At 37.7% G+C, this 22,815-nt stretch carries 21 protein-coding genes and 1 tRNA gene; 15 read left to right on the plus strand and 7 right to left on the minus strand.

Annotation, left to right across the window (positions count from 1 at the left end; translation table 11 throughout):
• Positions 1 to 40: 40 nt before the first annotated feature.
• Positions 41 to 1,312, plus strand: a complete 1,272-nt coding sequence (locus A8M50_RS08390; RefSeq protein ID WP_032826462.1) for a M20 family metallo-hydrolase — start codon at positions 41 to 43, stop codon at positions 1,310 to 1,312.
• A gap of 92 nt (positions 1,313 to 1,404) precedes the next feature.
• Positions 1,405 to 3,378 (plus strand): 2',3'-cyclic-nucleotide 2'-phosphodiesterase, encoded by a 1,974-nt coding sequence (cpdB, locus tag A8M50_RS08395; RefSeq protein WP_005644164.1) that lies wholly within the window; start codon positions 1,405 to 1,407, stop codon positions 3,376 to 3,378.
• Positions 3,379 to 3,486: 108 nt separating this feature from the next.
• On the opposite strand, the gene A8M50_RS08400 is transcribed toward cpdB, so the two are convergent.
• Together A8M50_RS08400 and A8M50_RS08405 are read right to left on the minus strand one after the other, a co-directional pair.
• Entirely contained in the window at positions 3,487 to 3,879 is a 393-nt protein-coding gene (locus A8M50_RS08400) for a MerR family transcriptional regulator (protein ID WP_005644187.1), read from the minus strand.
• A gap of 24 nt (positions 3,880 to 3,903) precedes the next feature.
• Complete coding sequence (locus A8M50_RS08405) at positions 3,904 to 4,581, minus strand: cation diffusion facilitator family transporter (RefSeq protein WP_005644065.1); 678 nt, start codon at positions 4,579 to 4,581, stop codon at positions 3,904 to 3,906.
• Positions 4,582 to 5,097: 516 nt separating this feature from the next.
• Here A8M50_RS08405 and mnmG point away from each other — a divergent pair.
• The 11 genes from mnmG (at position 5,098) to A8M50_RS08460 (ending at position 14,760) form a co-directional block, all read left to right on the plus strand.
• The gene (gene mnmG, locus A8M50_RS08410; protein WP_005644038.1) at positions 5,098 to 6,987 is read left to right on the plus strand and encodes a tRNA uridine-5-carboxymethylaminomethyl(34) synthesis enzyme MnmG; all 1,890 of its coding nucleotides are present in this window, start codon (positions 5,098 to 5,100) and stop codon (positions 6,985 to 6,987) included.
• Between the two features lie 181 nt (positions 6,988 to 7,168).
• Complete coding sequence (gene rsmG / locus A8M50_RS08415) at positions 7,169 to 7,780, plus strand: 16S rRNA (guanine(527)-N(7))-methyltransferase RsmG (RefSeq protein WP_005644237.1); 612 nt, start codon at positions 7,169 to 7,171, stop codon at positions 7,778 to 7,780.
• 125 nt (positions 7,781 to 7,905) lie between these two features.
• A complete protein-coding gene (locus A8M50_RS08420; RefSeq protein WP_005638359.1) occupies positions 7,906 to 8,280 on the plus strand; it encodes an ATP synthase subunit I in 375 nt (124 codons plus the stop codon).
• 36 nt (positions 8,281 to 8,316) lie between these two features.
• Positions 8,317 to 9,114 carry a F0F1 ATP synthase subunit A gene (gene atpB, locus A8M50_RS08425; protein ID WP_005635314.1) on the plus strand — a complete coding sequence of 266 codons (798 nt, stop codon included), beginning with the start codon at positions 8,317 to 8,319 and terminating at the stop codon, positions 9,112 to 9,114.
• 48 nt (positions 9,115 to 9,162) lie between these two features.
• Entirely contained in the window at positions 9,163 to 9,417 is a 255-nt protein-coding gene (gene atpE / locus A8M50_RS08430) for a F0F1 ATP synthase subunit C (RefSeq protein ID WP_005632219.1), read from the plus strand.
• Positions 9,418 to 9,455: 38 nt separating this feature from the next.
• Positions 9,456 to 9,926 carry a F0F1 ATP synthase subunit B gene (gene atpF / locus A8M50_RS08435; protein WP_005638363.1) on the plus strand — a complete coding sequence of 157 codons (471 nt, stop codon included), beginning with the start codon at positions 9,456 to 9,458 and terminating at the stop codon, positions 9,924 to 9,926.
• Between the two features lie 12 nt (positions 9,927 to 9,938).
• Positions 9,939 to 10,472 (plus strand): F0F1 ATP synthase subunit delta, encoded by a 534-nt coding sequence (gene atpH, locus A8M50_RS08440; protein ID WP_005644147.1) that lies wholly within the window; start codon positions 9,939 to 9,941, stop codon positions 10,470 to 10,472.
• A gap of 12 nt (positions 10,473 to 10,484) precedes the next feature.
• Positions 10,485 to 12,026 carry a F0F1 ATP synthase subunit alpha gene (atpA, locus tag A8M50_RS08445; protein WP_005629241.1) on the plus strand — a complete coding sequence of 514 codons (1,542 nt, stop codon included), beginning with the start codon at positions 10,485 to 10,487 and terminating at the stop codon, positions 12,024 to 12,026.
• A gap of 15 nt (positions 12,027 to 12,041) precedes the next feature.
• Positions 12,042 to 12,911, plus strand: a complete 870-nt coding sequence (atpG, locus tag A8M50_RS08450; RefSeq protein ID WP_005635308.1) for a F0F1 ATP synthase subunit gamma — start codon at positions 12,042 to 12,044, stop codon at positions 12,909 to 12,911.
• Between the two features lie 16 nt (positions 12,912 to 12,927).
• The gene (gene atpD, locus A8M50_RS08455) at positions 12,928 to 14,301 is read left to right on the plus strand and encodes a F0F1 ATP synthase subunit beta (protein ID WP_005629235.1); all 1,374 of its coding nucleotides are present in this window, start codon (positions 12,928 to 12,930) and stop codon (positions 14,299 to 14,301) included.
• Positions 14,302 to 14,331: 30 nt separating this feature from the next.
• Entirely contained in the window at positions 14,332 to 14,760 is a 429-nt protein-coding gene (locus A8M50_RS08460; protein WP_005629232.1) for a F0F1 ATP synthase subunit epsilon, read from the plus strand.
• 44 nt (positions 14,761 to 14,804) lie between these two features.
• Here the strand turns inward: A8M50_RS08460 and A8M50_RS08465 are convergent, their stop codons facing one another.
• From A8M50_RS08465 to selA, 3 genes are read right to left on the minus strand one after another with little or no spacing between them, the layout of a single operon-like run.
• Positions 14,805 to 15,668: a DUF3298 domain-containing protein gene (locus A8M50_RS08465; protein ID WP_005644229.1), complete on the minus strand. Its 864-nt coding sequence runs from the start codon at positions 15,666 to 15,668 to the stop codon at positions 14,805 to 14,807.
• A gap of 18 nt (positions 15,669 to 15,686) precedes the next feature.
• On the minus strand, positions 15,687 to 17,546 hold the full coding sequence (selB, locus tag A8M50_RS08470) for a selenocysteine-specific translation elongation factor (RefSeq protein WP_005644095.1): 1,860 nt from the start codon (positions 17,544 to 17,546) through the stop codon (positions 15,687 to 15,689).
• Positions 17,543 to 18,928, minus strand: a complete 1,386-nt coding sequence (selA, locus tag A8M50_RS08475) for an L-seryl-tRNA(Sec) selenium transferase (RefSeq protein ID WP_005644050.1) — start codon at positions 18,926 to 18,928, stop codon at positions 17,543 to 17,545. The genes selB and selA overlap by 4 nt, the downstream gene beginning before the upstream one ends.
• A 70-nt stretch (positions 18,929 to 18,998) precedes the next feature.
• Here selA and A8M50_RS08480 point away from each other — a divergent pair.
• Positions 18,999 to 19,093 (plus strand) — tRNA-Sec (locus A8M50_RS08480).
• 98 nt (positions 19,094 to 19,191) lie between these two features.
• Here the strand turns inward: A8M50_RS08480 and A8M50_RS08485 are convergent.
• Positions 19,192 to 20,646, minus strand: coding sequence for an aminoacyl-histidine dipeptidase (locus A8M50_RS08485; RefSeq protein ID WP_005644232.1), 1,455 nt, complete (start codon positions 20,644 to 20,646; stop codon positions 19,192 to 19,194).
• A 106-nt stretch (positions 20,647 to 20,752) separates the two neighbouring features.
• On the opposite strand from A8M50_RS08485, the gene gpt reads away from it, so the two are divergent.
• Positions 20,753 to 21,220, plus strand: a complete 468-nt coding sequence (gpt, locus tag A8M50_RS08490) for a xanthine phosphoribosyltransferase (RefSeq protein WP_005632242.1) — start codon at positions 20,753 to 20,755, stop codon at positions 21,218 to 21,220.
• An 83-nt stretch (positions 21,221 to 21,303) separates the two neighbouring features.
• Here gpt and glpK read toward each other — a convergent pair whose 3' ends face one another.
• Positions 21,304 to 22,815, minus strand: coding sequence for a glycerol kinase GlpK (gene glpK, locus A8M50_RS08495; protein WP_005644218.1), 1,512 nt, complete (start codon positions 22,813 to 22,815; stop codon positions 21,304 to 21,306).

Raw genomic sequence — 22,815 nt, forward strand, 5'->3', positions numbered from 1 at the left:
AAGTGCGGTCTGTTTTTATAGACTTTTAGAGGAAAAAAAAATGAACTTAGATTTAAATAAACTTGTTAAATGGCGTCGTGAATTTCATCGTTTTCCAGAAATTGGTTGGAGTGAATTTTGGACAACTTCTCGCATTGCGGATTACTTGGAAGACTTAGGTTGTTTTGAAATTTTTCTTGGCAAACAAATTATAAATCCAGACTTTGTTCGTGGACGAAAACAAGCTGTAGTAGATAAAGGTTTAGCTAATGCAAAAGCCTATGGAGCGAATGAAAAATGGCTCAAAAAAATGGAAGGGTACACTGGTTGTGTGGCATTATTTGATTCAGGCAAACCAGGAAAAACTATTGCATTACGTTTTGACATAGACTGTGTGAATGTAACGGAAACTCGCTCACCAGAGCATATTCCAAATAAAGAAGGTTTTGCCTCAATTAACGATGGATTTATGCATGCTTGTGGACATGATTCACATATTACAATAGGTTTAGGCGTTGCATTATGGATCGCTCAGAACAAAGATAAACTCACTGGAAAAGTAAAAATTGTATTCCAACCAGCAGAAGAAGGTGTTCGGGGTGCAGCAGCCATTGCACAAAGTGGCATAATTGATGATGCAGATTATTTTGCTTCTTCACACATTAGTTTTTGCGCGAATACAGGCACAGTTATTGCTAATCCAAGAAATTTTCTTTCCACTACAAAAATTGATATTCGCTATAAAGGTAAACCTGCACATGCAGGTGCTGCGCCCCATTTAGGTCGTAATGCTTTATTAGCTGCAGCACATACAGTCACTCAACTTCATGGTATTGCACGCCATGGTGAAGGCATGACAAGAATTAATGTTGGGGTGCTAAAAGCGGGTGAAGGACGAAATGTCATTCCATCCTCTGCTGAATTACAATTAGAAGTGCGGGGAGAAAATAAAGCAATTAATGAATACATGACTGAACAAGTCATGCAAATAGCCAAAGGTATCTCCATAAGTTTTGATGTCGCATATGAAACTGAAATTGTAGGTGAAGCCGTGGATATGAATAATGATGTTGAACTTATAAAACTCATCGAAGAAATATCCCTTGAACAACCACAAATAAATAACGTAAATTCAGATTATGCTTTCAATGCAAGTGAAGATGCGACTATTTTAGGTAGACGTGTACAAGAACATGGGGGCAAAGCTATTTACTTCATTCTTGGTGCAGATCGCACAGCAGGTCATCATGAAGCTGAATTCGATTTTGATGAAAATCAATTACTTACTGGGGTTAATATTTATACTTCTTTAGTACAAAGATTATTAGCTTAATTAAATAAAAATATTTTTACTCCTTTCTTTTAAGAATCCTCTATTTTTCTTAGAATAAAGGCAATCTCTACCCACCTTATAAGGAAAACTCAATGATTAACAGACGTCATTTTATTCAAATCGGTGCAAGCAGTATTCTTGCATTAAGTGCAAGCCGTTTTGCAACAGCAAAAGGTAAACATGATGTAGATTTACGTATTGTTGCTACTACTGACGTTCACAGCTTTTTAACAGACTTTGATTATTACAAAGACGCACCAACCGAAAAATTCGGTTTTACTCGTGCAGCCAGCCTTATTCGTCAAGCACGTGCCGAAGTAAAAAATAGCGTATTGGTTGATAACGGGGATTTAATTCAAGGTAACCCTATTGCTGATTATCAAGCTGCACAAGGCTATAAAGAAGGCAAATCTAACCCTGCGGTGGATTGCTTAAATGCAATGCATTATGAAGTAGGAACATTAGGTAACCATGAGTTTAACTATGGCTTAGATTATTTAGCTGACTGTATCAAACAAGCTAAATTCCCAATTGTAAATGCCAACGTAGTAAAAGTCGGAACTGAAGAACCTTATTTCACACCTTATGTCATTCAAGAAAAATCAGTTATTGATAATCAAGGTAAAACACATAAATTAAAAATTGGTTACATCGGTTTTGTGCCACCGCAAATTATGGTTTGGGATAAAGCGAACCTTCAAGGCAAAGTTGAAACCCGTGATATTGTAAAAACAGCACAAAAATATGTACCTGAAATGAAGAAAAAAGGGGCATATATTGTCGTTGCATTAGCTCACACAGGCCCATCAGATGAACCTTATCAAGAAGGTGCCGAAAACTCAGCATTCTATCTAGCTGATGTTCCACATATTGATGCCGTCATTTTTGGTCACTCACACCGTTTATTCCCAAATAAAGAATTTTCGAAATCACCAAATGCAGACATCGTAAATGGTACAGTAAAAGGCGTACCAGAAAGTATGGCTGGTTACTGGGCAAATAATATCAGCGTGGTAGATTTAGGATTAACAGAACACAAAGGTAAATGGATTGTTACCTCTGGAAAAGCAGTTCTTCGTCCAATCTATGATGCAGAAAATAAAAAAGCGCTTGCAGAAAATGACCCAGAAATTACCGCACTTTTAAAACCAGTTCACGAAGCGACACGTAAATTTGTTTCTCAACCTATTGGTAAAGCAACAGATAATATGTACAGCTATCTTGCATTAGTGCAAGATGATCCAACCATTCAAATTGTGAACCAAGCACAAAAAGCCTATGTAGAAAAAGTTGCACCAAGTGTTGCAGCAATGGCTGGCTTACCTATTTTAAGTGCAGGCGCACCATTTAAAGCGGGTGGTCGTAAAAATGACCCAACAGGTTATACCGAAGTAAATAAAGGTGAATTAACTTTCCGTAACGCTGCGGACTTATATCTCTATCCAAATACATTAGTGGTTGTAAAAGCCACGGGCGAACAATTAAAAGAATGGTTAGAATGTAGTGCTGGTATGTTTAAACAAATTGACCCTACAAGTGATAAACCACAATCATTAATCGACTGGGAAGGTTTCCGCACTTATAACTTTGATGTGATTGATGGTGTTAATTATGAATACGATCTAACCAAACCTGCTCGTTACGATGGCGAATGTAAATTAATTAACCCAGAATCGCATCGTGTAGTGAACCTTACTTATCAAGGCAAACCAGTTGATCCAAAAGCAGAATTTTTGATTGCAACGAATAACTATCGTGCTTACGGTAATAAATTCCCAGGCACTGGCGATCAACATATTGTTTACGCATCGCCAGATGAAAACCGTCAAATTTTAGCTGATTACATTAAAGTAACCAGTGAAAAAGAAGGTTCTGTAAACCCTAGCGCGGATAAAAACTGGCGTTTTGTGCCTATCACAGGTAACGATAAATTAGATGTTCGTTTTGAAACCTCACCAAGCGAACAAGCAGCTCAATTCATCAAAGAAAAAGCACAGTATTCAATGAAACAAGTGGGTACAGATGAAGTTGGATTTGCTGTATATCAAATTGATTTATCTAAATAATAATTAGAAAAATAAAATGCCGCCTAAATATCTAAAATTTAGATGGCATTTTTTCTTCTAAAGTGCGGTCAAATTTTTAAGTATTTTCATGAATCTATCTTCTTTCTTTTACAAATTGCATTCGCTTTTCAACCCTTCTATTGCTTTACATTCTTCTTCATTATGTTCATTTTCGGTAACAATAGACTGCAAAAAAGCTTTAATTTCTAATAATTGAGATATTTTATTTTCTACTTGAATAAGCTGATTAAGTACTAATTGATCTGCTTGATAATGATCTTTCGTACTAAATCTAATACGATTGAGTTCCCGAATATTCTCTAAAGAGAAGCCCAACATTCGACATTTTTTAATAAAGTTTAATTGCTCTATACTCTCTTCATCATAAAATCGATAACCATTAGCCAATCGCTTAGGTGGAGGTAATACTCCTTGTTTCTCATAGTAGCGAATAGTTTCAATATTAGTATGTGTAGATTTACTTAATTCATTAATTTTCATTATTTCCTCAAGCAATTTTTTACTTTAATAAGAATGATCATTCGGCAATGAATTGTCATCGCTGCTATATAAGGATTTAATAGCTTGAAAAACTGTAGAAATACCGCTGTGTAATACAAAAATACTTAAGATACCACTAGCAACTACATCAACCCACTGCCAATTTAACCACCAAGCACTTATTCCTGCAATAATAGCAACAACCGAACCAAATAAATCTACTAAAACATGCAAATATGCTGCACGAATATTCAAATTATGGCTATTACTTTTTAGCATTATAAAAGCTACCAACAAATTAATCCCAAACCCTAGTAAAGCTACACCTAACATTGGCAAAGCGGCTATTTCTATCGGAGCCTGCCAACGTGTTACAGCCTCAATAAAAATCCAAATAGCGACCCAAACTAATGAAATTCCATTGATTAAAGCTAACCATTTTTGCCATTTTAGACTTAAAAATAACCCAATCCATGCTAAAAAAATAGATAAACTATCATTTGCCATATGCCCAGCATCAGCCATCAAAGTAAGGCTGTTAAACCAATATCCCCCTAGAAATTCAACAACCATATAAAAGGTAATAATTGCAAAACTGATGCCTAATACCATTTTATTTTTAGAAATTTGACTATGAGGGCAAGATGCATGCTGCTGATATTCTTTAGGAGTATAATTTTTTACTAGAGAAACTTCTTTCATTTTATTTCCTTAACTATTTGATTTGATTTGATTTGAAAGAAGCATAAAACCTGTAGTAACTACAAAGTCAAATCATAAAACTTACATTTAATAAAATTAATTATTTAAAAAAAGCTAAATTATAGAGATTTTAATAAAAATTCATTTTTATCTGTGGATAACTCATAAATAATCTGTCATAAAACTGTTTTTACTCACTTGGTAACTTTGAGAAAAAATAAAGTTGTTAATAACTTTCCATTTTACACACAAGATTTTTAAAGAAAATGATCGCATTTTCACAAGATCTTTAGATCCTATAACACCAGCTTCCGTAAGGATCGAATAAGGTTACTCACAACCGCAAAGGATCTTAATAGTAACAATAATAAGATCTTTATATATAAAAAGAGATCTTATTTACTAATACAAACGTGATCTTTCAAAGGATCAATAGATCCATTCTTTTTTTGTCAGGTGTTTTAAATTTCTGTAAAATAACACCAATTTTTTGATCCGAATAATATAGAGATAGATATGTTTTACACTGAAACTTATGATGTGATTGTGATCGGTGGTGGTCATGCGGGTACAGAAGCCGCGCTTGCACCAGCTCGAATGGGGTTAAAAACCCTTTTATTAACGCATAATGTAGATACTTTAGGACAAATGTCTTGTAACCCTGCAATTGGTGGGATCGGTAAAGGTCATTTAGTAAAAGAAGTAGATGCAATGGGCGGTTTAATGGCTCATGCTGCAGATAAAGCAGGGATTCAATTTCGTACTTTAAATAGCAGTAAAGGCCCAGCAGTGCGTGCTACTCGAGCTCAATCTGACAGAGTTCTATATCGTCAAGCTGTTCGTACAGCATTAGAAAATCAACCCAATTTAGATATTTTCCAACAAGAAGCCACCGATATTCTAATTGAGCAAGATCAAGTTACAGGCGTTAGCACAAAAATGGGATTAATTTTTCGTGCTAAATCAGTGGTATTAACTGCGGGCACTTTCTTAGCTGGTAAAATTCATATTGGTTTGGAAAATTATGAAGGTGGTCGTGCTGGAGATCCTGCTTCTGTAAATCTTTCACATCGATTAAGAGATCTCGGATTACGTGTAGATCGCCTTAAAACAGGTACACCACCACGTATTGATGCGCGTACGATCAATTTTGATATTTTAGCTAAACAACATGGTGATGCAGTTTTACCTGTGTTTTCTTTTATGGGATCTATTTCTGATCACCCTCAACAAATTCCTTGTTATATCACCCACACTAATGAACAAACTCATGAAGTGATCCGTAATAATTTGGATCGCAGTCCAATGTATACCGGTGTGATTGAAGGAATCGGTCCACGTTATTGTCCATCCATTGAAGATAAAGTGATGCGTTTTGCGGATCGTAATTCACATCAAATCTATTTGGAACCAGAAGGCTTAACCAGTAACGAAGTGTATCCAAACGGGATTTCTACCAGTTTGCCGTTTGACGTGCAAATGGGTATTGTTAATTCCATGAAAGGTTTAGAAAATGCACGTATTGTTAAACCAGGCTATGCCATTGAATACGATTATTTTGATCCACGTGATTTAAAACCAACATTAGAAACAAAAGCTATTTCAGGTTTATTCTTTGCGGGTCAAATTAACGGTACTACTGGTTATGAAGAAGCGGCAGCACAAGGCTTATTGGCGGGGATTAATGCTGGCCTTTACGTACAAGAGAAAGATGCATGGTATCCACGTCGTGATCAATCTTATACTGGCGTATTGGTGGATGACCTTTGCACACTTGGTACCAAAGAACCATATCGCGTATTTACTTCTCGTGCAGAATACCGTTTGTTATTACGTGAAGATAATGCCGATATTCGTTTAACGCCAATTGCCCATGAATTAGGTCTAATCGATGAGGCTCGTTGGGCGCGCTTTAATCAAAAAATGGAAAATATTGAGCAAGAACGCCAGCGCTTACGCAGCATTTGGTTACATCCGCGCTCTGAATATTTAGAAGAAGCGAATAAAGTGCTTGGTAGCCCACTTGTGCGTGAAGCTAGCGGTGAAGATTTATTACGCCGTCCAGAAATAACCTACGATATTTTAACTTCTTTAACGCCATACAAACCAGCAATGGAAGACAGAGAAGCCGTAGAACAAGTGGAAATAGCGATTAAATATCAAGGCTATATTGAGCATCAACAAGAAGAAATTGAAAAACAAAAACGCCACGAAAATACGGCAATTCCGCCTAACTTTGATTATAGTAAAGTTTCCGGTTTATCTAATGAAGTACGTGCGAAGTTGGAACAGCATCGTCCTGTTTCCATTGGTCAAGCAAGCCGAATTTCAGGCATCACCCCTGCAGCAATTTCAATTATTCTGGTGAATTTGAAAAAACAAGGGATGTTAAAGCGTGGGGAATAAGATTTTCTGTGTTTGAAAGTAATTTGAAAGTAAAAGTGCGGTGAATTTTCACCGCATTTTTTTATATTACAAATAAAAAAAATGTAATTAGTAGGCTAAATTTTTGCTGAAATAAAAACACTAAGGATTTTAACCGCACTTTCAAGTAGAATGACGACAAACAGACAAGATAGATAGAAAAATGAAAGCAAAACTCGAAAATTTACTCGCTCAAGCAGAAATTCAATTAACAGATCTACAAAAAAATCAACTAATTCAGTTGGTGCAATTACTTCATAAGTGGAATAAAGCTTATAACTTAACCTCTGTACGTGATCCACAAGAAATGTTAGTCAAACATATTTTAGATAGTCTTGTTGTAAGCCCTTATTTACAAGGCGATCGTTTCATCGATGTTGGTACAGGCCCTGGCTTGCCCGGTTTACCTTTGGCAATTATTAATCCTTCCAAACAATTTGTCCTCCTTGATAGTTTAGGTAAACGTATTAGCTTCATTCGAAATGCTATACGTGAGCTTGGACTAACTAATGTAACCCCTGTTTTAAGTCGAGTAGAAGAATACCAACCTGAACAAAAATTCGACGGTGTATTAAGTCGTGCTTTTGCTTCATTAAAAGATATGACAGATTGGTGTCATCATTTACCAAAAGAAAATGGATATTTTTATGCATTAAAAGGTATTTATCAGGAAGATGAAATTAATGAATTGAATGAAAAATATACTATTCAAGAAGTGATTGAATTACATGTTCCTGAACTTATAGGTGAGCGACATTTAATCATTTTGCGTTAAATAGTTACAAATTTGTAAAAAATTTTCTAAAAGTGTGATTTATATAACACTTTTTATGTGTTTTTAAGTTGAATCTAAAGCCAGCAAAGGTATAATCGGCGGGCTAAAATTATTTTGTAAAAGTGATGTCGTACATTTTATCTCACGCTAAAAAAAACTACAGAAAAGCTATTGTTATTGAGAGTCTTTTGCTTGTAGTTTTTTATTTGCTTATTTATGGATGGCAACGCCAAAGTGCGGTAGATTTTGGCTACGGTTTTTTAAGTGCCTTTTTACCTTTTTGTACATTCATATTTATCATTTTTTACAGAAAACAAAATTTTTCAACAAAACTGACAGCACTTTATCGTGCTGAAGCAATAAAGTTTGTTTTAACGATGGTTTTTATCATTATTGCCATTAAATGGTTATTCGTTGTCAATTTTATTGCGTTTTTTGTTGGTTTTTTATTGGCATTAGTGCTGAATAATATTATTCCACTTATTCTCAATAAAATTTAACTTTGGGTTATTCTTCTTCAGAACAAAGGATCGATTATGTCTGGACAAACTTCAATTGAATATATCCAACACCATTTAACTTATCTTACAACGGGCGAAGGTTTTTGGACGTTTAATCTTGATACGTTTTTCTTCTCTGTATTATGCGGTCTCCTTTTCTTAGCTATTTTTCGTAAAGTGGCTAAAAAAGCAACAATAGGCGTACCAGGTAAACTACAATGTGCTGTTGAAATGGCTGTAGAATGGATTGATGGTGTGGTAAAAGAAAATTATCACGGTAAACGAGATGTGGTAGCGCCGTTGGCTTTAACTATTTTCGTATGGGTGATGATTATGAATACTATTGATTTGGTACCTGTGGATTATATTCCTCAGTTGTTTGCTATTATTACAGGTGATCATCATATTCCTGTACGAGCTGTGCCCACTACGGATATGAATATGACATTTGCAATGTCGATTTCAGTATTTGTGCTGATCCTTTTTTATACGATTAAATCTAAGGGTGTTAAAGGTCTCGCCAAAGAATACACTCTACACCCTTTCAATCATTGGGCGTTTATCCCTGTTAATCTTCTTCTTGAATCCGTGACGTTGATCTCAAAGCCCGTTTCATTAGCACTTCGTTTATTCGGAAATATGTATGCTGGTGAGCTGATCTTTATTTTGATTGCCGTGATGTATTCAGCCAATGCGTTTGTGGCTGCACTGGGTGTGCCATTGCAGTTGGTATGGGCTATTTTCCATATTTTGGTCATCGCATTACAAGCCTTCGTCTTTATGATGCTTACTGTGGTTTATCTGAGTATTGCATATAATAAAGCGGAACATTAATTTTTATTTTTTATTTAACAACTCAACTCTCAACAACGGAGAAAATTTATGGAAACTGTAATTAGTGCAACAATCATTGCCTCTGCGATTATGCTTGCTTTTGCTGCGTTAGGTACTGCGATTGGCTTCGGTCTTCTTGGCGGTAAATACCTTGAATCTGCCGCTCGTCAGCCTGAATTAGCTAATTCACTACTTACCAAGATGTTTATTGTTGCAGGTCTTCTTGATGCGATTGCAATGATCGCGGTAGGTATCGGTTTATACTTCGCATTCGCAAATCCATTTGCTGCATTATTAGGTTAATAAACAACAAATTTCCTAATTAACGAAGGAGGTATGTTGTGAATATTAATGCAACATTAATTGGTCAAACCATCGCCTTTATTATTTTTGTATGGTTCTGTGTGAAGTTTGTTTGGCCACCAATTATTAATGCGATTGAAACACGTCAAAGCCAAATTGCGAATGCTTTAGCGTCAGCTGAAGCAGCTAAAAAAGAGCAAGCAGATACGAAAAATCTTGTTGAACAAGAACTTTCAGCTGCAAAAGTACAAGCTCAAGACATTTTAGATGCAGCGAATAAACGTCGCAATGAAGTATTAGACGAAGTGAAGGCAGAGGCCGAAGAACTAAAAGCAAAAATTATTGCTCAAGGTTATGCAGAAGTAGAAGCTGAACGTAAACGTGTTCAAGAAGAATTACGTCTTAAAGTGGCTTCATTGGCAGTGGCTGGTGCTGAGAAAATTGTGGGTCGTTCTATTGATGAAGCGGCAAACAATGACATTATTGATAAATTAGTTGCAGAGTTATAAGAGGCTTAGCTTATGTCAGAATTAACTACAATAGCTCGCCCTTATGCAAAAGCTGCATTCGACTTTGCCATTGAACAAAGTGCGGTCGAAAAATGGACTGAAATGTTAGGTTTTGCTGCAGCCGTAGCTGAAGATGAAACGGTAAAAGCTTACTTAAGTAGTTCTCTTTCTGCACAGAAATTAGCTGATATAGTAATTTCTATTTGTGGCGAACAATTGGATCAATATGGGCAAAATCTTATTCGGTTAATGGCTGAAAATAAGCGTTTGAGTGCTATTCCTGCGGTGTTTGAAGAATTTAAACATCACGTAGAGGAGCACCAAGCTATTGCAGAAGTTGAAGTAACGTCTGCGCAACCATTGAATGCAACACAAATCGAAAAAATTGCAGCTGCAATGGAAAAAAGATTAGCTCGCAAAGTGAAATTAAATTGCAACGTGGATAACGCACTTATTGCTGGTGTGATTGTTCGTACTGAAGACTTTGTGATTGACGGAAGTAGCCGTGGGCAACTTACTCGTCTCGCAAACGAGTTGCAATTATAAGAGGAATACAAGATGCAACTAAATTCAACTGAAATTAGTGAATTGATTAAAAAACGCATCGCTCAATTCGACGTGGTCAGTGAAGCGCGTAATACAGGGACAATTGTTTCTGTAAGCGATGGTATTATTCGCATCCACGGTTTAAGCGATGTGATGCAAGGTGAAATGATCGCCTTACCAGGTAATCGTTATGCGATGGCACTTAACCTTGAACGCGATTCTGTTGGTGCTGTAGTTATGGGACCTTACGCAGATTTAGCGGAAGGTATGGAAGTTCAATGTACAGGTCGTATTCTTGAAGTACCAGTTGGTCGCGGTTTATTAGGTCGTGTAGTTAATACGCTTGGTCAACCAATCGATGGTAAAGGCGAAATTGAAAATGATGGTTTCTCACCAGTAGAAGTGATTGCGCCAGGTGTTATCGATCGTCGTTCTGTTGATCAACCTGTTCAAACCGGTTATAAAGCCGTTGACTCAATGGTGCCAATCGGCCGTGGTCAACGTGAATTAATCATCGGTGACCGCCAAACGGGTAAAACTGCGTTAGCAATTGACGCTATTATTAACCAACGTAATTCTGGTATTAAATGTATCTATGTTGCGATTGGTCAAAAAGCCTCTACTATCGCAAACGTCGTGCGTAAATTAGAAGAACATGGTGCGCTTGCAAATACTATCGTGGTAGCCGCATCTGCATCTGAATCAGCAGCGTTACAATATTTAGCACCTTATGCTGGTTGTGCGATGGGTGAATATTTCCGTGATCGTGGTGAAGATGCGTTAATTGTTTATGATGATTTATCAAAACAAGCTGTAGCTTATCGTCAAATTTCATTATTATTACGTCGTCCACCAGGTCGTGAAGCCTATCCAGGTGATGTGTTCTATTTACATTCTCGTTTACTAGAACGTGCTTCTCGTGTAAACGAAGATTATGTAGAAAAATTCACTAAAGGTGAAGTGAAAGGAAAAACTGGTTCTTTAACCGCACTTCCGATTATTGAAACCCAAGCTGGTGACGTATCTGCGTTTGTTCCAACCAACGTAATTTCTATTACCGATGGTCAGATCTTCTTAGAATCTAACTTGTTTAACTCAGGTATTCGTCCTGCGGTAAACCCAGGTATTTCGGTATCTCGTGTTGGTGGCTCAGCGCAAACTAAAGTTATCAAGAAATTAGCGGGTGGTATTCGTACCGCGCTAGCTCAATATCGTGAATTAGCAGCATTTGCACAGTTTGCATCAGATCTTGATGATGCGACTCGTAAGCAACTTTCTCACGGTGAAAAAGTAACTGAATTATTAAAACAAAAACAATTTGCTCCATTATCTGTTGCAGAACAAGCAGTTGTATTGTTTGCTGTTGAATTTGGTTATTTGGATGACGTGGAATTATCAAAAATTGCAAGTTTTGAGACCGCACTTTTAGATTATTCTAACCGTAATCACGCTGAGTTTATGCAAGAGCTTACTAAAACCGGTAACTATAATGACGAAATCAAAGATACATTAAAAGGTATTTTAGATAGTTTTAAAGCGAATAGTGCTTGGTAGTAACGGAGAGATAAGATGGCAGGTGCAAAAGAGATAAAAACCAAAATTGCCAGTGTACAAAGTACACAAAAAATTACTAAGGCAATGGAAATGGTGGCGACCTCGAAAATGCGTAAAGCGCAGGATCGTATGGCTGCATCTCGTCCGTATTCTGAAACTATCCGTAACGTTATTAGTCATGTGTCTAAAGCAAGTGTCGGTTATAAACATCCGTTCTTAGTTGAGCGTGAAGTGAAGAAAATCGGTATCTTGGTTATTTCAACAGATCGTGGTATGTGTGGTGGTTTAAATGTTAATTTATTCAAAACCACACTTAACCAAATCAAAAATTGGAAAGAACAAAATATCTCTACAGATTTGGGCTTAATAGGTTCAAAAGGGATTAGTTTTTTCCGTTCCTTTGGATTTAATATCAAAGGTCAACTTTCTGGTTTAGGTGATACACCTGCTCTAGAAGAATTAATTGGTGTCGCAAATACAATGTTTGATGCTTATCGTAATGGTGAAATTGATGCAGTTTATATTGCATATAATAAATTTGTTAATACGATGTCGCAAAAACCTGTTGTACAACAATTAGTTCCTTTACCAGAATCTAAAGACGATCATTTAAATGAAAGACAACAGACTTGGGATTATCTTTATGAGCCAGAACCAAAAGTACTATTAGATAGTCTTTTAGTTCGTTATTTAGAATCCCAAATTTATCAAGCGGTTGTAGATAATTTAGCTTCAGAACAAGCGGCTCGAATGGTAGCAATGAAAGCAGCAACTGATAATGCAGGTAATTTAATTAATGATCTGCGGTTGGTGTATAACAAAGCTCGTCAAGCAAGTATCACAAATGAATTGAATGAAATCGTAGCCGGTGCGGCAGCGATTTAAGAAAAGAGGAACGGTAATGTCAGCAGGAAAAATTGTACAAATCATCGGTGCGGTGATTGACGTTGAATTTCCACAAGATGCAGTGCCAAAAGTTTACGATGCATTAAAAGTTGAATCAGGTTTAACACTTGAGGTGCAACAACAATTAGGTGGCGGTGTGGTACGTTGTATCGCATTAGGTGCTTCTGACGGTTTAAAACGTGGTTTAAAAGTAGAAAACACGAATGATCCGATTCAAGTACCGGTAGGCACAAAAACCCTTGGTCGTATCATGAATGTATTGGGTGAACCAATTGACGAACAAGGTCCAATCGGTGAAGAAGAGCGTTGGGCTATCCATCGTTCTGCACCAAGCTATGAAGAACAATCAAACAGTACGGAATTATTAGAGACTGGTATCAAAGTTATCGACTTAATTTGTCCATTCGCAAAAGGTGGTAAAGTTGGTCTATTCGGTGGTGCGGGTGTAGGTAAAACCGTTAACATGATGGAATTAATCCGTAACATCGCGATCGAGCACTCAGGTTACTCCGTATTTGCGGGTGTAGGTGAACGTACTCGTGAAGGTAACGACTTCTATCATGAAATGAAAGATTCTAACGTATTAGATAAAGTATCTTTGGTTTATGGTCAGATGAATGAGCCACCAGGTAACCGTTTACGTGTTGCGTTAACTGGTTTAACCATGGCAGAAAAATTCCGCGATGAAGGTCGTGATGTATTATTCTTCGTGGATAATATCTATCGTTATACCCTTGCTGGTACGGAAGTATCTGCGTTATTAGGTCGTATGCCATCTGCGGTAGGTTACCAACCAACTCTTGCTGAAGAAATGGGTGTGTTACAAGAACGTATCACTTCAACCAAAACAGGTTCTATTACATCTGTACAAGCGGTATATGTACCTGCGGATGACTTAACTGACCCATCTCCAGCAACAACTTTCGCACACTTAGACTCAACAGTTGTATTAAGTCGTCAAATTGCATCTTTAGGTATCTACCCAGCGGTTGATCCATTAGATTCAACTTCACGTCAGTTAGACCCACTTGTTGTTGGCCAAGAACATTATGATATTGCTCGTGGTGTACAAGGTATTTTACAACGTTATAAAGAATTGAAAGATATTATCGCAATTCTTGGTATGGATGAATTATCTGAAGAAGATAAATTAGTGGTAGCACGTGCACGTAAAATTGAACGTTTCTTATCACAACCGTTCTTCGTTGCTGAAGTATTTAATGGTACTCCAGGTAAATATGTTCCATTAAAAGAAACTATTCGCGGCTTTAAAGGTATTTTAAGCGGTGATTACGACCATATCCCAGAACAAGCGTTCTATATGGTAGGTTCAATCGACGAAGCGCTAGAAAAAGCCAAAAATATGTAATCACTTCAAGTCATTTGAAGGAGAACAAAAATGGCGACATTTAATTTAACAATAGTAAGCGCAGAGCGAAAAATCTTTGAAGGTGAAGTAAAACAAATCCAAGCAACAGGTGTTGAGGGGGAATTAGGCATTCTCCCTGGACACACTCCATTGCTAACGGCAATTAAGCCAGGGATTGTTAAATTTACCCTTCAAGATGGAAATGAAGAAGTTATCTATGTTTCCGGTGGTTTTTTAGAGGTTCAACCAAATATTGTTACGGTACTAGCAGATGTTGCTATCCGTGGTAGTGAATTAGATGCTGATCGTATTCGCGAAGCAAAACGTAAAGCTGAAGAAAACATCGTATCTCATGCATCAGATGTAGATCATGATTTACTGGTTGCGAAACTTTCTAAAGAGTTAGCAAAACTTCGAGCTTATGAATTGACTGAAAAACTCTTGAAAACAAGACGGTAATAAAAAAGTGCGGTGAATTTTCACCGCACTTTTTGTTTGTTTCCTTAAAGAAATTTTACATAGTTACTTCGCTTAAATTCTGGTTTAAATAATTCTTCTAGTTGCCCAAAATAGAGCAACAAATCCTGCTCTCCTGCTGCGTAAGGGGCTATTTCATAAACATCATAAATAAAATGTACACCTCTTGAATCTAAGTAAATATTTTTCGATAAATTAAAACTATCGGCTCCAATAACAGGTTCATATTCCTTATTGCTATTATTATATTGCTCCCATAAAAGCGTTTTTACTTTCGGTAAATCTTTTTCATTAAATAAATCATTTAATGTCAAAATATGGCGTGTAGTTAGATCAATCGTGAAATAGCGATTACCTTCTATCCCATGAGCACCACCTTCATAGTCATAAAAACTAATCGCAAAGGTTGCAAGTTTTTCTTTTTGTGCAATAAAATCTGTCCACATGGAATGAGAAATACCAAAAGATGGTGTTTCTTTTACTTCTTTTTTGTCTTCCTCAAAAGCTGTTTGATAACGTGCTACAAATTGTTCGCGAGAAATATTTTTCATTTCTTCGTTTTCAGTCAATTTTTTCCACAATAGATCATTAAGCCAATCAATATTAGTTTTTATTGTTGAAATTGAATACTCAATTTTGGTTTCTTCAGGCTGGTAATCTTCTTTCGATTTAGGATGTTTAATAATTTCAGATTGATTAAATATTTCATCATTTTCCACAAAAATTGCTGGGACTGTTTTTTCTATTTGCTGTTTTAATTTGGTATTTTCAGCACTGAGTTGTTCTACAGTTTGATTTAGTTGTTTTATTTTTGCTTCAGTATCTTTATCTTGGCAGCCTGTGAGTAATATGACAGAACTAATTAATGCAGCAACGAGCGTTTTTTTCATACTCTTTTCCTTTTTAAATCATAAATCAAAAACATTCTTATCGCGTAGAATATGGTCATTGCCTTTGCGACGTAAAAATCCCATTCGGTCGAAATATTCCATCAGTTGAACGGTAAGTTTGCGCCCGAAATTCAATTTATCACGTACTTCATTTACGGATACTTTACCCTTTTCTTCTGCGATTTGTTTGATGAGTCTTGCATAAGCATAGATGGTTTCAGTTAAGAAAAATCTATCTTTTACGATTGGCGTGAGGTAACCAAGTTTCCCCGCTTTATACATAAAATTACGCATAATTGATTCATCAATAGCGAGCGCATTTGCCATATCTCGCACCCAAATTGCTTGACCGTTTGCTTTTTCAAACTCGTTTAATACATCTGTCCAACGTGATTTTTCTTCAGTATTAAACTGAATTTTATGCTCTGGTAGATGAATCCAGCCTCGCGTTTGTTGTAATCGTCCATCATCAAGTATTTCATCGATAAAATGATGAATTAGATTTTCTGGCTGATTCAATGTCGCCATTCGATATAATCTGGCTTTGCTTACACCAAGTTGATCATTATGTTGCTCGTGATAGGTATTAAGTGCGGTTAAAATTTGCTGCGTTTTTTCTTGTACGTAATTAGTATTAAAGCACCAATCTTGATAGCGAACAGCGCTACGTTCGGTAAGTGCATCATCTAGTTGTTTGTTTGTGAGTTGTTCTATCCACATCAGTTTATGAGCTGATATTGCATTATGTTGAAGGATGAATGCAATTCGTTGGGCTGCATTTTCAGCAAGCGCTAAATTTGCCAAGAAGCTTAATCGCCCCTCTGTTCGTTTATGGCGTTTGGGTGAATCAATTTCTAATACGCGCGCACCTGCAATTAACGATTTAGCATCACCACTGCGTAAAATAAGTTTGTCTCCGAAAGCCAAGAATAAAGGTGAATCTAATATGATTTCAGCCAAAGTGCGGTCATTTTTAGCGGCATTTTTTCCTTGTAATAAGGTGAGCTTACCCGTAGTGCGACTCGCGCCGTGATAAATATGCACAGGTTGGCTTTCATTTAATGGTACTTCAGCCAAAATTTGTACACTGATGCGATCTGTTGGTGGGAGAGGTTCATCCTGCAATAACCAATCGCCTCGTTTCATTGGCGTGCGGTCTAAATCAGCATTTAAATTTAACGCTAAACGTTGTCCAGCAATACCTTGTTCGCTTGATGTATTTTGTGCGTGAATCGCTTTTATACGAACTTTCTGTCCTGTGGAAAGGTAAATTTCATCGTTGACTTTCACTGTTCCTGAAAAGGCTGTGCCTGTCACAACGGTACCCGCCCCTTTTACGCTGAATACTCGGTCTATTGCGTAGCGGAAAGGTTTTTGAGTATCAGCTAATTCTGCCAAATTAGCTAAGTAATGACGTAATTCACTGATGCCTTGTCCCGTTTCTGCAGAGGTAGCGAAGTAGTTAGCATCGCGTAAAAAACTATAATCTTGTTTAATTGTTTGGATTAACGATTCAATTTGCTCTGAATTTGTACGATCTGCTTTTGTGATGACAACAATAATTTCGTGGAATTGAAGTTGGCGTAATATCGCTAAATGTTCTTTTGTTTGCGCTGCAACACCTTCATCTGCAGCGACAATTAACATTGCATAATGCACACCACCTAAACCAGCCAGCATATTTGACAAGAATTTTTCGTGCCCCGGTACATCAATAAAGCCAAGCACTTTGTTTTCTAACGGCAGATAGGCATACCCCAAATCAATGGTCATTCCGCGTTTTTTTTCTTCTGGTAAATGCGCGGTACTTGTGCCAGTTAATGCTTTTAATAATGCTGTTTTGCCGTGATCAACGTGACCTGAAGTAACAATAATCATAGTTCATCCAATGTATTTAATAATGTTTCAATATCCGCGAGGCTACGTAAATCTAGCCAAATTTTTCCGTTTTCCATTCGCCCAATAATAGGTTGAGAAAGTTGTTTAAAACGAGCTGAAAGTGCGGAAAGTTTTGCGTTTGTTTTTTCTGCAATAGTGACAGCCACAGAAGGGATTCTTTCCATCGGTTGTGAGCCACTACCGATTTGTGCTTGGCTATCTTCAATTCGAATCTCAAATTGTGAATTTAAGCGAGATTCTAACCGTTCTTTGAGACGCGTAGCATTTATTTTGAGTTGTTCTAATGGCTGCGTGAGTAATCGCAGAGTTGGTAGCTTTTCAGTTAATTTTTCAGGATTTAAATATAAACGTAATGTAGCTTCTAAGCCTGCTAAAATGACTTTATCGCAACGTAATGCACGCTTGATAGGATGGGCTTGTAATTGTTCGATCCATTCTTTTTTACCCACAATAATGCCAGCTTGCACACCACCAAGCAATTTATCGCCAGAGAAAGAGACCAAATCCACACCTTGTGCGACTTTTTCTTGCACAGTTGGTTCTTTTGGTAAGCCATATTGGCTTAAATCAACTAATGCACCGCTGCCTAAATCAGTTACAACAGGCACATTCATTTCTCGGCCTAGTTCCGCAAGCTCTTCTTCTGAAACTGAAGAGGTAAAACCACAAATTTGATAATTGCTGCTATGCACTTTCATTAAAAAAGCCGTATTTTCAGTGATAGCATTACGATAATCTTTCAGGTGAGTACGATTAGTGGTACCCACTTCCACTAAATGGCATCCAGCTTGTTCCATTATATCTGGAATACGAAACGCACCGCCGATTTCAATTAATTCGCCACGAGAAATAATAACTTCTTTACCTTGAGCAAAGGTTGCCAGCATTAACAACACCGCAGCGGCGTTGTTATTCACTATACAGGCTGCTTCAGCACCTGTGAGTTTGCATAATAATTCACTGATGTAATTGTCGCGATGACTACGCTTACCTTCATCTAAATCATATTCAAGCGAAACATTTTTTTGCATCGCAGAAAGCGCAGCCTGTTGTGCTGCTTCAGACCAAAGTGCCCGCCCAAGATTTGTGTGTAAAACTGTACCAGTTAGATTATGCACCGCTTTGATTTGTACTTGGTTTTGTTTTTGTAGGCGAGAATGAATTTCTATAAAAGAGCGGTCAAAATTAGAAAAATATTCAGGAAGTTGATTATTTTTTTGAATAAATTGACGAGCTTGCGTTAATAATTCTCGACACGTTGCCACGACAGCAGTGTGACCAAATTCGGTAATGAGTTGTAGGCCTTGAGGAGTTTTGAGAATTTTGTCAACGGAAGGAAGTTGTTGAAAAAGTGCGGTCATTTTTGAATCCGTTTAAAATAACGTTGAATTACTGATTAATTTACGCTAAAGTAACTGCAATTTCAACCACGGAGGGGCGTCATCTCCGGTGAGGTGGCAGGATTTCAAATCCTGTTGAGGACGCCAGCGTTCTTGGGTGGGTTCGACTCCCATTCCCCTCCGCCAATTCTATATATTTCATTTTTATCATTTCTATTTTTTATAAAAATAAAAGCGGTCAAAACCGTTTTTAATTTTGACCGCTCTTTTCGATTAATACTCGATTACTTTGCCGGAATGTCCGCTAATACTCTTGTCAATAAATCCCAATAGGTTTGTACCGTTGCAATTTCCACTTTCTCATCTGGTGAGTGAGCATTTCGAATTGTTGGCCCGATAGAAATCATTTCTATGTGTGGATAATGTTCCTTTAAAAGACCACATTCTAATCCTGCGTGAATGACCTTCACTACAGGTTGCTCGCCTAGCACTTCAGCATAATGTTTGCGAGTAACGTCTAAGATAGTTGAATCATTTACAGGTTGCCAGCCCGGATAAGGCGCAGAAAACTCAACTTTTGCATTTGCTAAGATTGCAAGTGAGCTAAGCATTTCAGTTACGTAATATTTACCGCTTTCAATTAATGAACGAACTAAAATGGTGTTTTTTACAACATCTCCTTCTGTTTTCAATACGCCAACGCTTAATGAGCTTTCTACAACATTTTTAACTACATCACTATTGCGGATTACACCGTTTGGCAATACGTTGAGTGCGTTAATTACCGTTTGAGTACTTTGTGCGGTGAATACGGCAGGGGCTTTTTCTGCTGATTCTACAAAAAGTGTGAAATTAGGTTCTGCAATTGCTAATTCTTCTTTAAGAACAACCGCTAGATTTTCTACCGCACTTTCTATGGCTTTTACATCACCATTAAAGGCTAATACGGCTACAGCTTCTCGAGGTATTGCATTACGAATTGAGCCACCACGAATTTCAGAGAGAGCAAAGTGCGGTTCATTTTGAGAGAGTTTTGCTAATACTCGTGCTAACACTTTGATTGCATTTGCACGTCCTGTATGGATATCGCCGCCAGAGTGGCCGCCACGTAAACCTTTAAGGGTGATTTGTGCGCTGTGCTCAAATGTATTGGTTTCATATTTAACTGGAATTTCAAAGTTTGCGTTAATCCCGCCCGCACAACCAATGTAAATCTCGCCAATTTCTTCGGTATCTGTATTGATTAAAATCTCCGATTGTAACCAGTTATGACGTAAGCCTTTTGCGCCATCCATACCAGTTTCTTCCGTCATTGTTAAAAGCACTTCAAGAGGTGGATGAGCTAAATCATTGCTTTCTAACACCGCTAAAGTAGAGGCCAAACCGATACCATTGTCAGATCCTAGCGTTGTGCCTCGTGCTTTCACCCATTCCCCGTCAATATAAGGTTGAATAGGATCTTTGGTAAAATCATGTGGATTGCCTTCATTAGCTTGTGGCACCATATCTAAGTGCGCTTGTAGAACAACAGGCGTGTGATTTTCCATTCCTTTTGTTGCGGGTTTACGAATGAGGACATTTCCCACTTCATCGCGTTCAACAAAAAAATGCTTTTCTTTCGCCCAATTTACAATAAAGTTAGCTAACGCATCTTCATGATGAGAAGGGTGAGGGATTGCACAGATTTGATCGAACCATTTCCACAGTAATGCTGGTTTAAGTGTTGTAATTTCAGACATAGTCACTCCTTTTTACTGAAAAATTTCATGAAATAATAGCATAAAACGCCATTTCGGGTTATCCTTACGCAATTTTTATTTATCGATAAATTTCTAAGGTGCAATTATGAGCGAAAAATATGTGGTGACTTGGGATATGTTCCAAATGCATGCCCGCAAATTATCTGAACGTTTACTTCCGGCTTCTCAATGGAAAGGTATTATTGCGGTGAGCCGTGGTGGTTTATTTCCAGCAGCCGTTTTGGCTCGCGAGTTGGGCCTTCGCCATATTGAGACTGTTTGTATCGCAAGTTATCACGATCATAACAATCAAGGTGAATTACAAGTTCTTCATGCTGCTCAAGTGCCAAATGGTGGTGAAGGATTTATCGTGGTAGATGATTTAGTTGATACGGGTAATACAGCGCGTGCGATTCGTCAAATGTACCCTAATGCAAAATTTGTGACTGTATTTGCAAAACCTGCAGGTGCGGAATTAGTGGATGATTACGTGATTGATATTCCACAAAATACTTGGATTGAGCAACCTTGGGATTTAGGTTTAACCTTTGTTCCACCTCTCTCTAGAAAATAATTTTTATACAGATACAGAATAAAAGAGCGGTCAAAATAAAAGAAGTTTTGACCGCTCTTTTTGTATGAGAATTAATTTATAAATTATTCTTCATCTTCTTTTGCCCATTCTAATGAGCGTTTAACTGCTTTTTTCCAACCTTTGTAGCGACGTTCGCGTTTGTCATTGTCACTGTCTGGACTGAATGTGCGTTCTACACGGGCTTTATCGCGAAGCTCGTCTAAATCTTTCCAGAAGCCTGTTGCTAAACCAGCAAGATAAGCGGCACCTAGAGCGGTCACTTCTTTCACAACAGGGCGCTCAACATTTACATCTAAAATATCAGCTTGGAATTGCATTAAGAAGTTATTGTTTGTCGCGCCACCATCTACACGGAGATATTGTAAGCGTTCACCAGAATCTGATTGCATAGCCTCTAAGACATCACGGGTTTGGTAAGCAATAGATTCTAAGGTGGCTCGAACAATATGATTACGGTTTGCGCCGCGAGAAAGACCAAAAATCGCACCGCGCGCATATGGATCCCAATATGGTGCACCTAAACCAGTGAAAGCTGGAACAACATATACGCCATTACTATCAGTCACTTTTTGTGCGAAGTATTCAGAGTCAAAGCTATCGTGAACAATTTTGAGTTCATCACGGAGCCATTGGATTGATGCACCCGCGATAAATACAGAGCCTTCTAAGGCATATTCTGGTTCGCCTTTTGCATTACAAGCTATGGTTGTGAGTAGTCCATTTTTTGATGTAATGGCTTTGTTACCTGTGTGGAGTAACATAAAGCAGCCTGTGCCATAAGTGTTTTTAGCTTGTCCTGCATGTACGCAAAGATGTCCGTAAAGAGCTGCTTGTTGGTCACCAGCAATCCCTGCAACAGGAATACGAACGCCGCCTTTACCACCAATATTGGTTTGACCGTAAATTTCAGAAGAATTACGCACTTCAGGTAACATTGAACGAGGAATATTCAAGATTTCAAGCATCTTGTCGTCCCATTGTTTAGTGTGAATGTTGAATAACATGGTACGAGATGCATTGGTATAATCTGTTACATGCACTCGGCCTTGAGTCAGTTTCCATACAAGCCAAGTATCAACGGTACCAAATAATAATTCGCCTCGTTCTGCTTTTTCTCTAGCACCTTCAACGTTATCCAAAATCCATTTTACTTTTGTTCCAGAGAAGTAAGGGTCAACCACCAAGCCTGTGGTATTACGAATGTATTCTTCATGACCATCGGCTTTTAATTTATCAGTAATGTCTGCTGTACGGCGGCATTGCCATACGATAGCGTTGTAAACAGGCGTACCTGTTGCTTTTTCCCATACAATGGTGGTTTCACGTTGGTTGGTGATACCGATAGCGGCAATTTCATCAGATGTAATGCCTGCTTTTGCAACGACTTCGTTTAAGGTTGAACTTTGAGTTGCCCAAATTTCCATTGGATTATGTTCTACCCAGCCTGCACGAGGGTAGATTTGGGTAAATTCACGTTGTGCAATTTCAACCACATTCGCATTATGATCTAATAATACTGCGCGAGAGCTTGTTGTGCCTTGGTCTAATGCAATGATATATTTTTTGTCTGTCAT

This window comes from Haemophilus haemolyticus, assembly GCF_001679045.1.
GTDB classification, from domain to species: Bacteria; Pseudomonadota; Gammaproteobacteria; order Enterobacterales; family Pasteurellaceae; genus Haemophilus; species Haemophilus haemolyticus.

Excerpts from the sequence above, each read along its gene's own strand:
- atpA (WP_005629241.1), top strand. The coding sequence starts at position 10,485 with ATGCAACTAAATTCAACTGAAATTAGTGAATTGATTAAAAAACGCATC.
- atpH (WP_005644147.1), top strand. The coding sequence starts at position 9,939 with ATGTCAGAATTAACTACAATAGCTCGCCCTTATGCAAAAGCTGCATTC.
- mnmG (WP_005644038.1), top strand. The coding sequence starts at position 5,098 with ATGTTTTACACTGAAACTTATGATGTGATTGTGATCGGTGGTGGTCAT.
- A8M50_RS08405 (WP_005644065.1), bottom strand. The coding sequence starts at position 4,581 with ATGAAAGAAGTTTCTCTAGTAAAAAATTATACTCCTAAAGAATATCAG.
- gpt (WP_005632242.1), top strand. The coding sequence starts at position 20,753 with ATGAGCGAAAAATATGTGGTGACTTGGGATATGTTCCAAATGCATGCC.
- rsmG (WP_005644237.1), top strand. The coding sequence starts at position 7,169 with ATGAAAGCAAAACTCGAAAATTTACTCGCTCAAGCAGAAATTCAATTA.
- selB (WP_005644095.1), bottom strand. The coding sequence starts at position 17,546 with ATGATTATTGTTACTTCAGGTCACGTTGATCACGGCAAAACAGCATTA.
- A8M50_RS08390 (WP_032826462.1), top strand. The coding sequence starts at position 41 with ATGAACTTAGATTTAAATAAACTTGTTAAATGGCGTCGTGAATTTCAT.
- atpD (WP_005629235.1), top strand. The coding sequence starts at position 12,928 with ATGTCAGCAGGAAAAATTGTACAAATCATCGGTGCGGTGATTGACGTT.
- atpG (WP_005635308.1), top strand. The coding sequence starts at position 12,042 with ATGGCAGGTGCAAAAGAGATAAAAACCAAAATTGCCAGTGTACAAAGT.
- A8M50_RS08400 (WP_005644187.1), bottom strand. The coding sequence starts at position 3,879 with ATGAAAATTAATGAATTAAGTAAATCTACACATACTAATATTGAAACT.
- cpdB (WP_005644164.1), top strand. The coding sequence starts at position 1,405 with ATGATTAACAGACGTCATTTTATTCAAATCGGTGCAAGCAGTATTCTT.
- glpK (WP_005644218.1), bottom strand. The coding sequence starts at position 22,815 with ATGACAGACAAAAAATATATCATTGCATTAGACCAAGGCACAACAAGC.
- A8M50_RS08485 (WP_005644232.1), bottom strand. The coding sequence starts at position 20,646 with ATGTCTGAAATTACAACACTTAAACCAGCATTACTGTGGAAATGGTTC.
- atpB (WP_005635314.1), top strand. The coding sequence starts at position 8,317 with ATGTCTGGACAAACTTCAATTGAATATATCCAACACCATTTAACTTAT.
- atpE (WP_005632219.1), top strand. The coding sequence starts at position 9,163 with ATGGAAACTGTAATTAGTGCAACAATCATTGCCTCTGCGATTATGCTT.
- A8M50_RS08465 (WP_005644229.1), bottom strand. The coding sequence starts at position 15,668 with ATGAAAAAAACGCTCGTTGCTGCATTAATTAGTTCTGTCATATTACTC.
- selA (WP_005644050.1), bottom strand. The coding sequence starts at position 18,928 with ATGACCGCACTTTTTCAACAACTTCCTTCCGTTGACAAAATTCTCAAA.
- A8M50_RS08420 (WP_005638359.1), top strand. The coding sequence starts at position 7,906 with ATGTCGTACATTTTATCTCACGCTAAAAAAAACTACAGAAAAGCTATT.
- A8M50_RS08460 (WP_005629232.1), top strand. The coding sequence starts at position 14,332 with ATGGCGACATTTAATTTAACAATAGTAAGCGCAGAGCGAAAAATCTTT.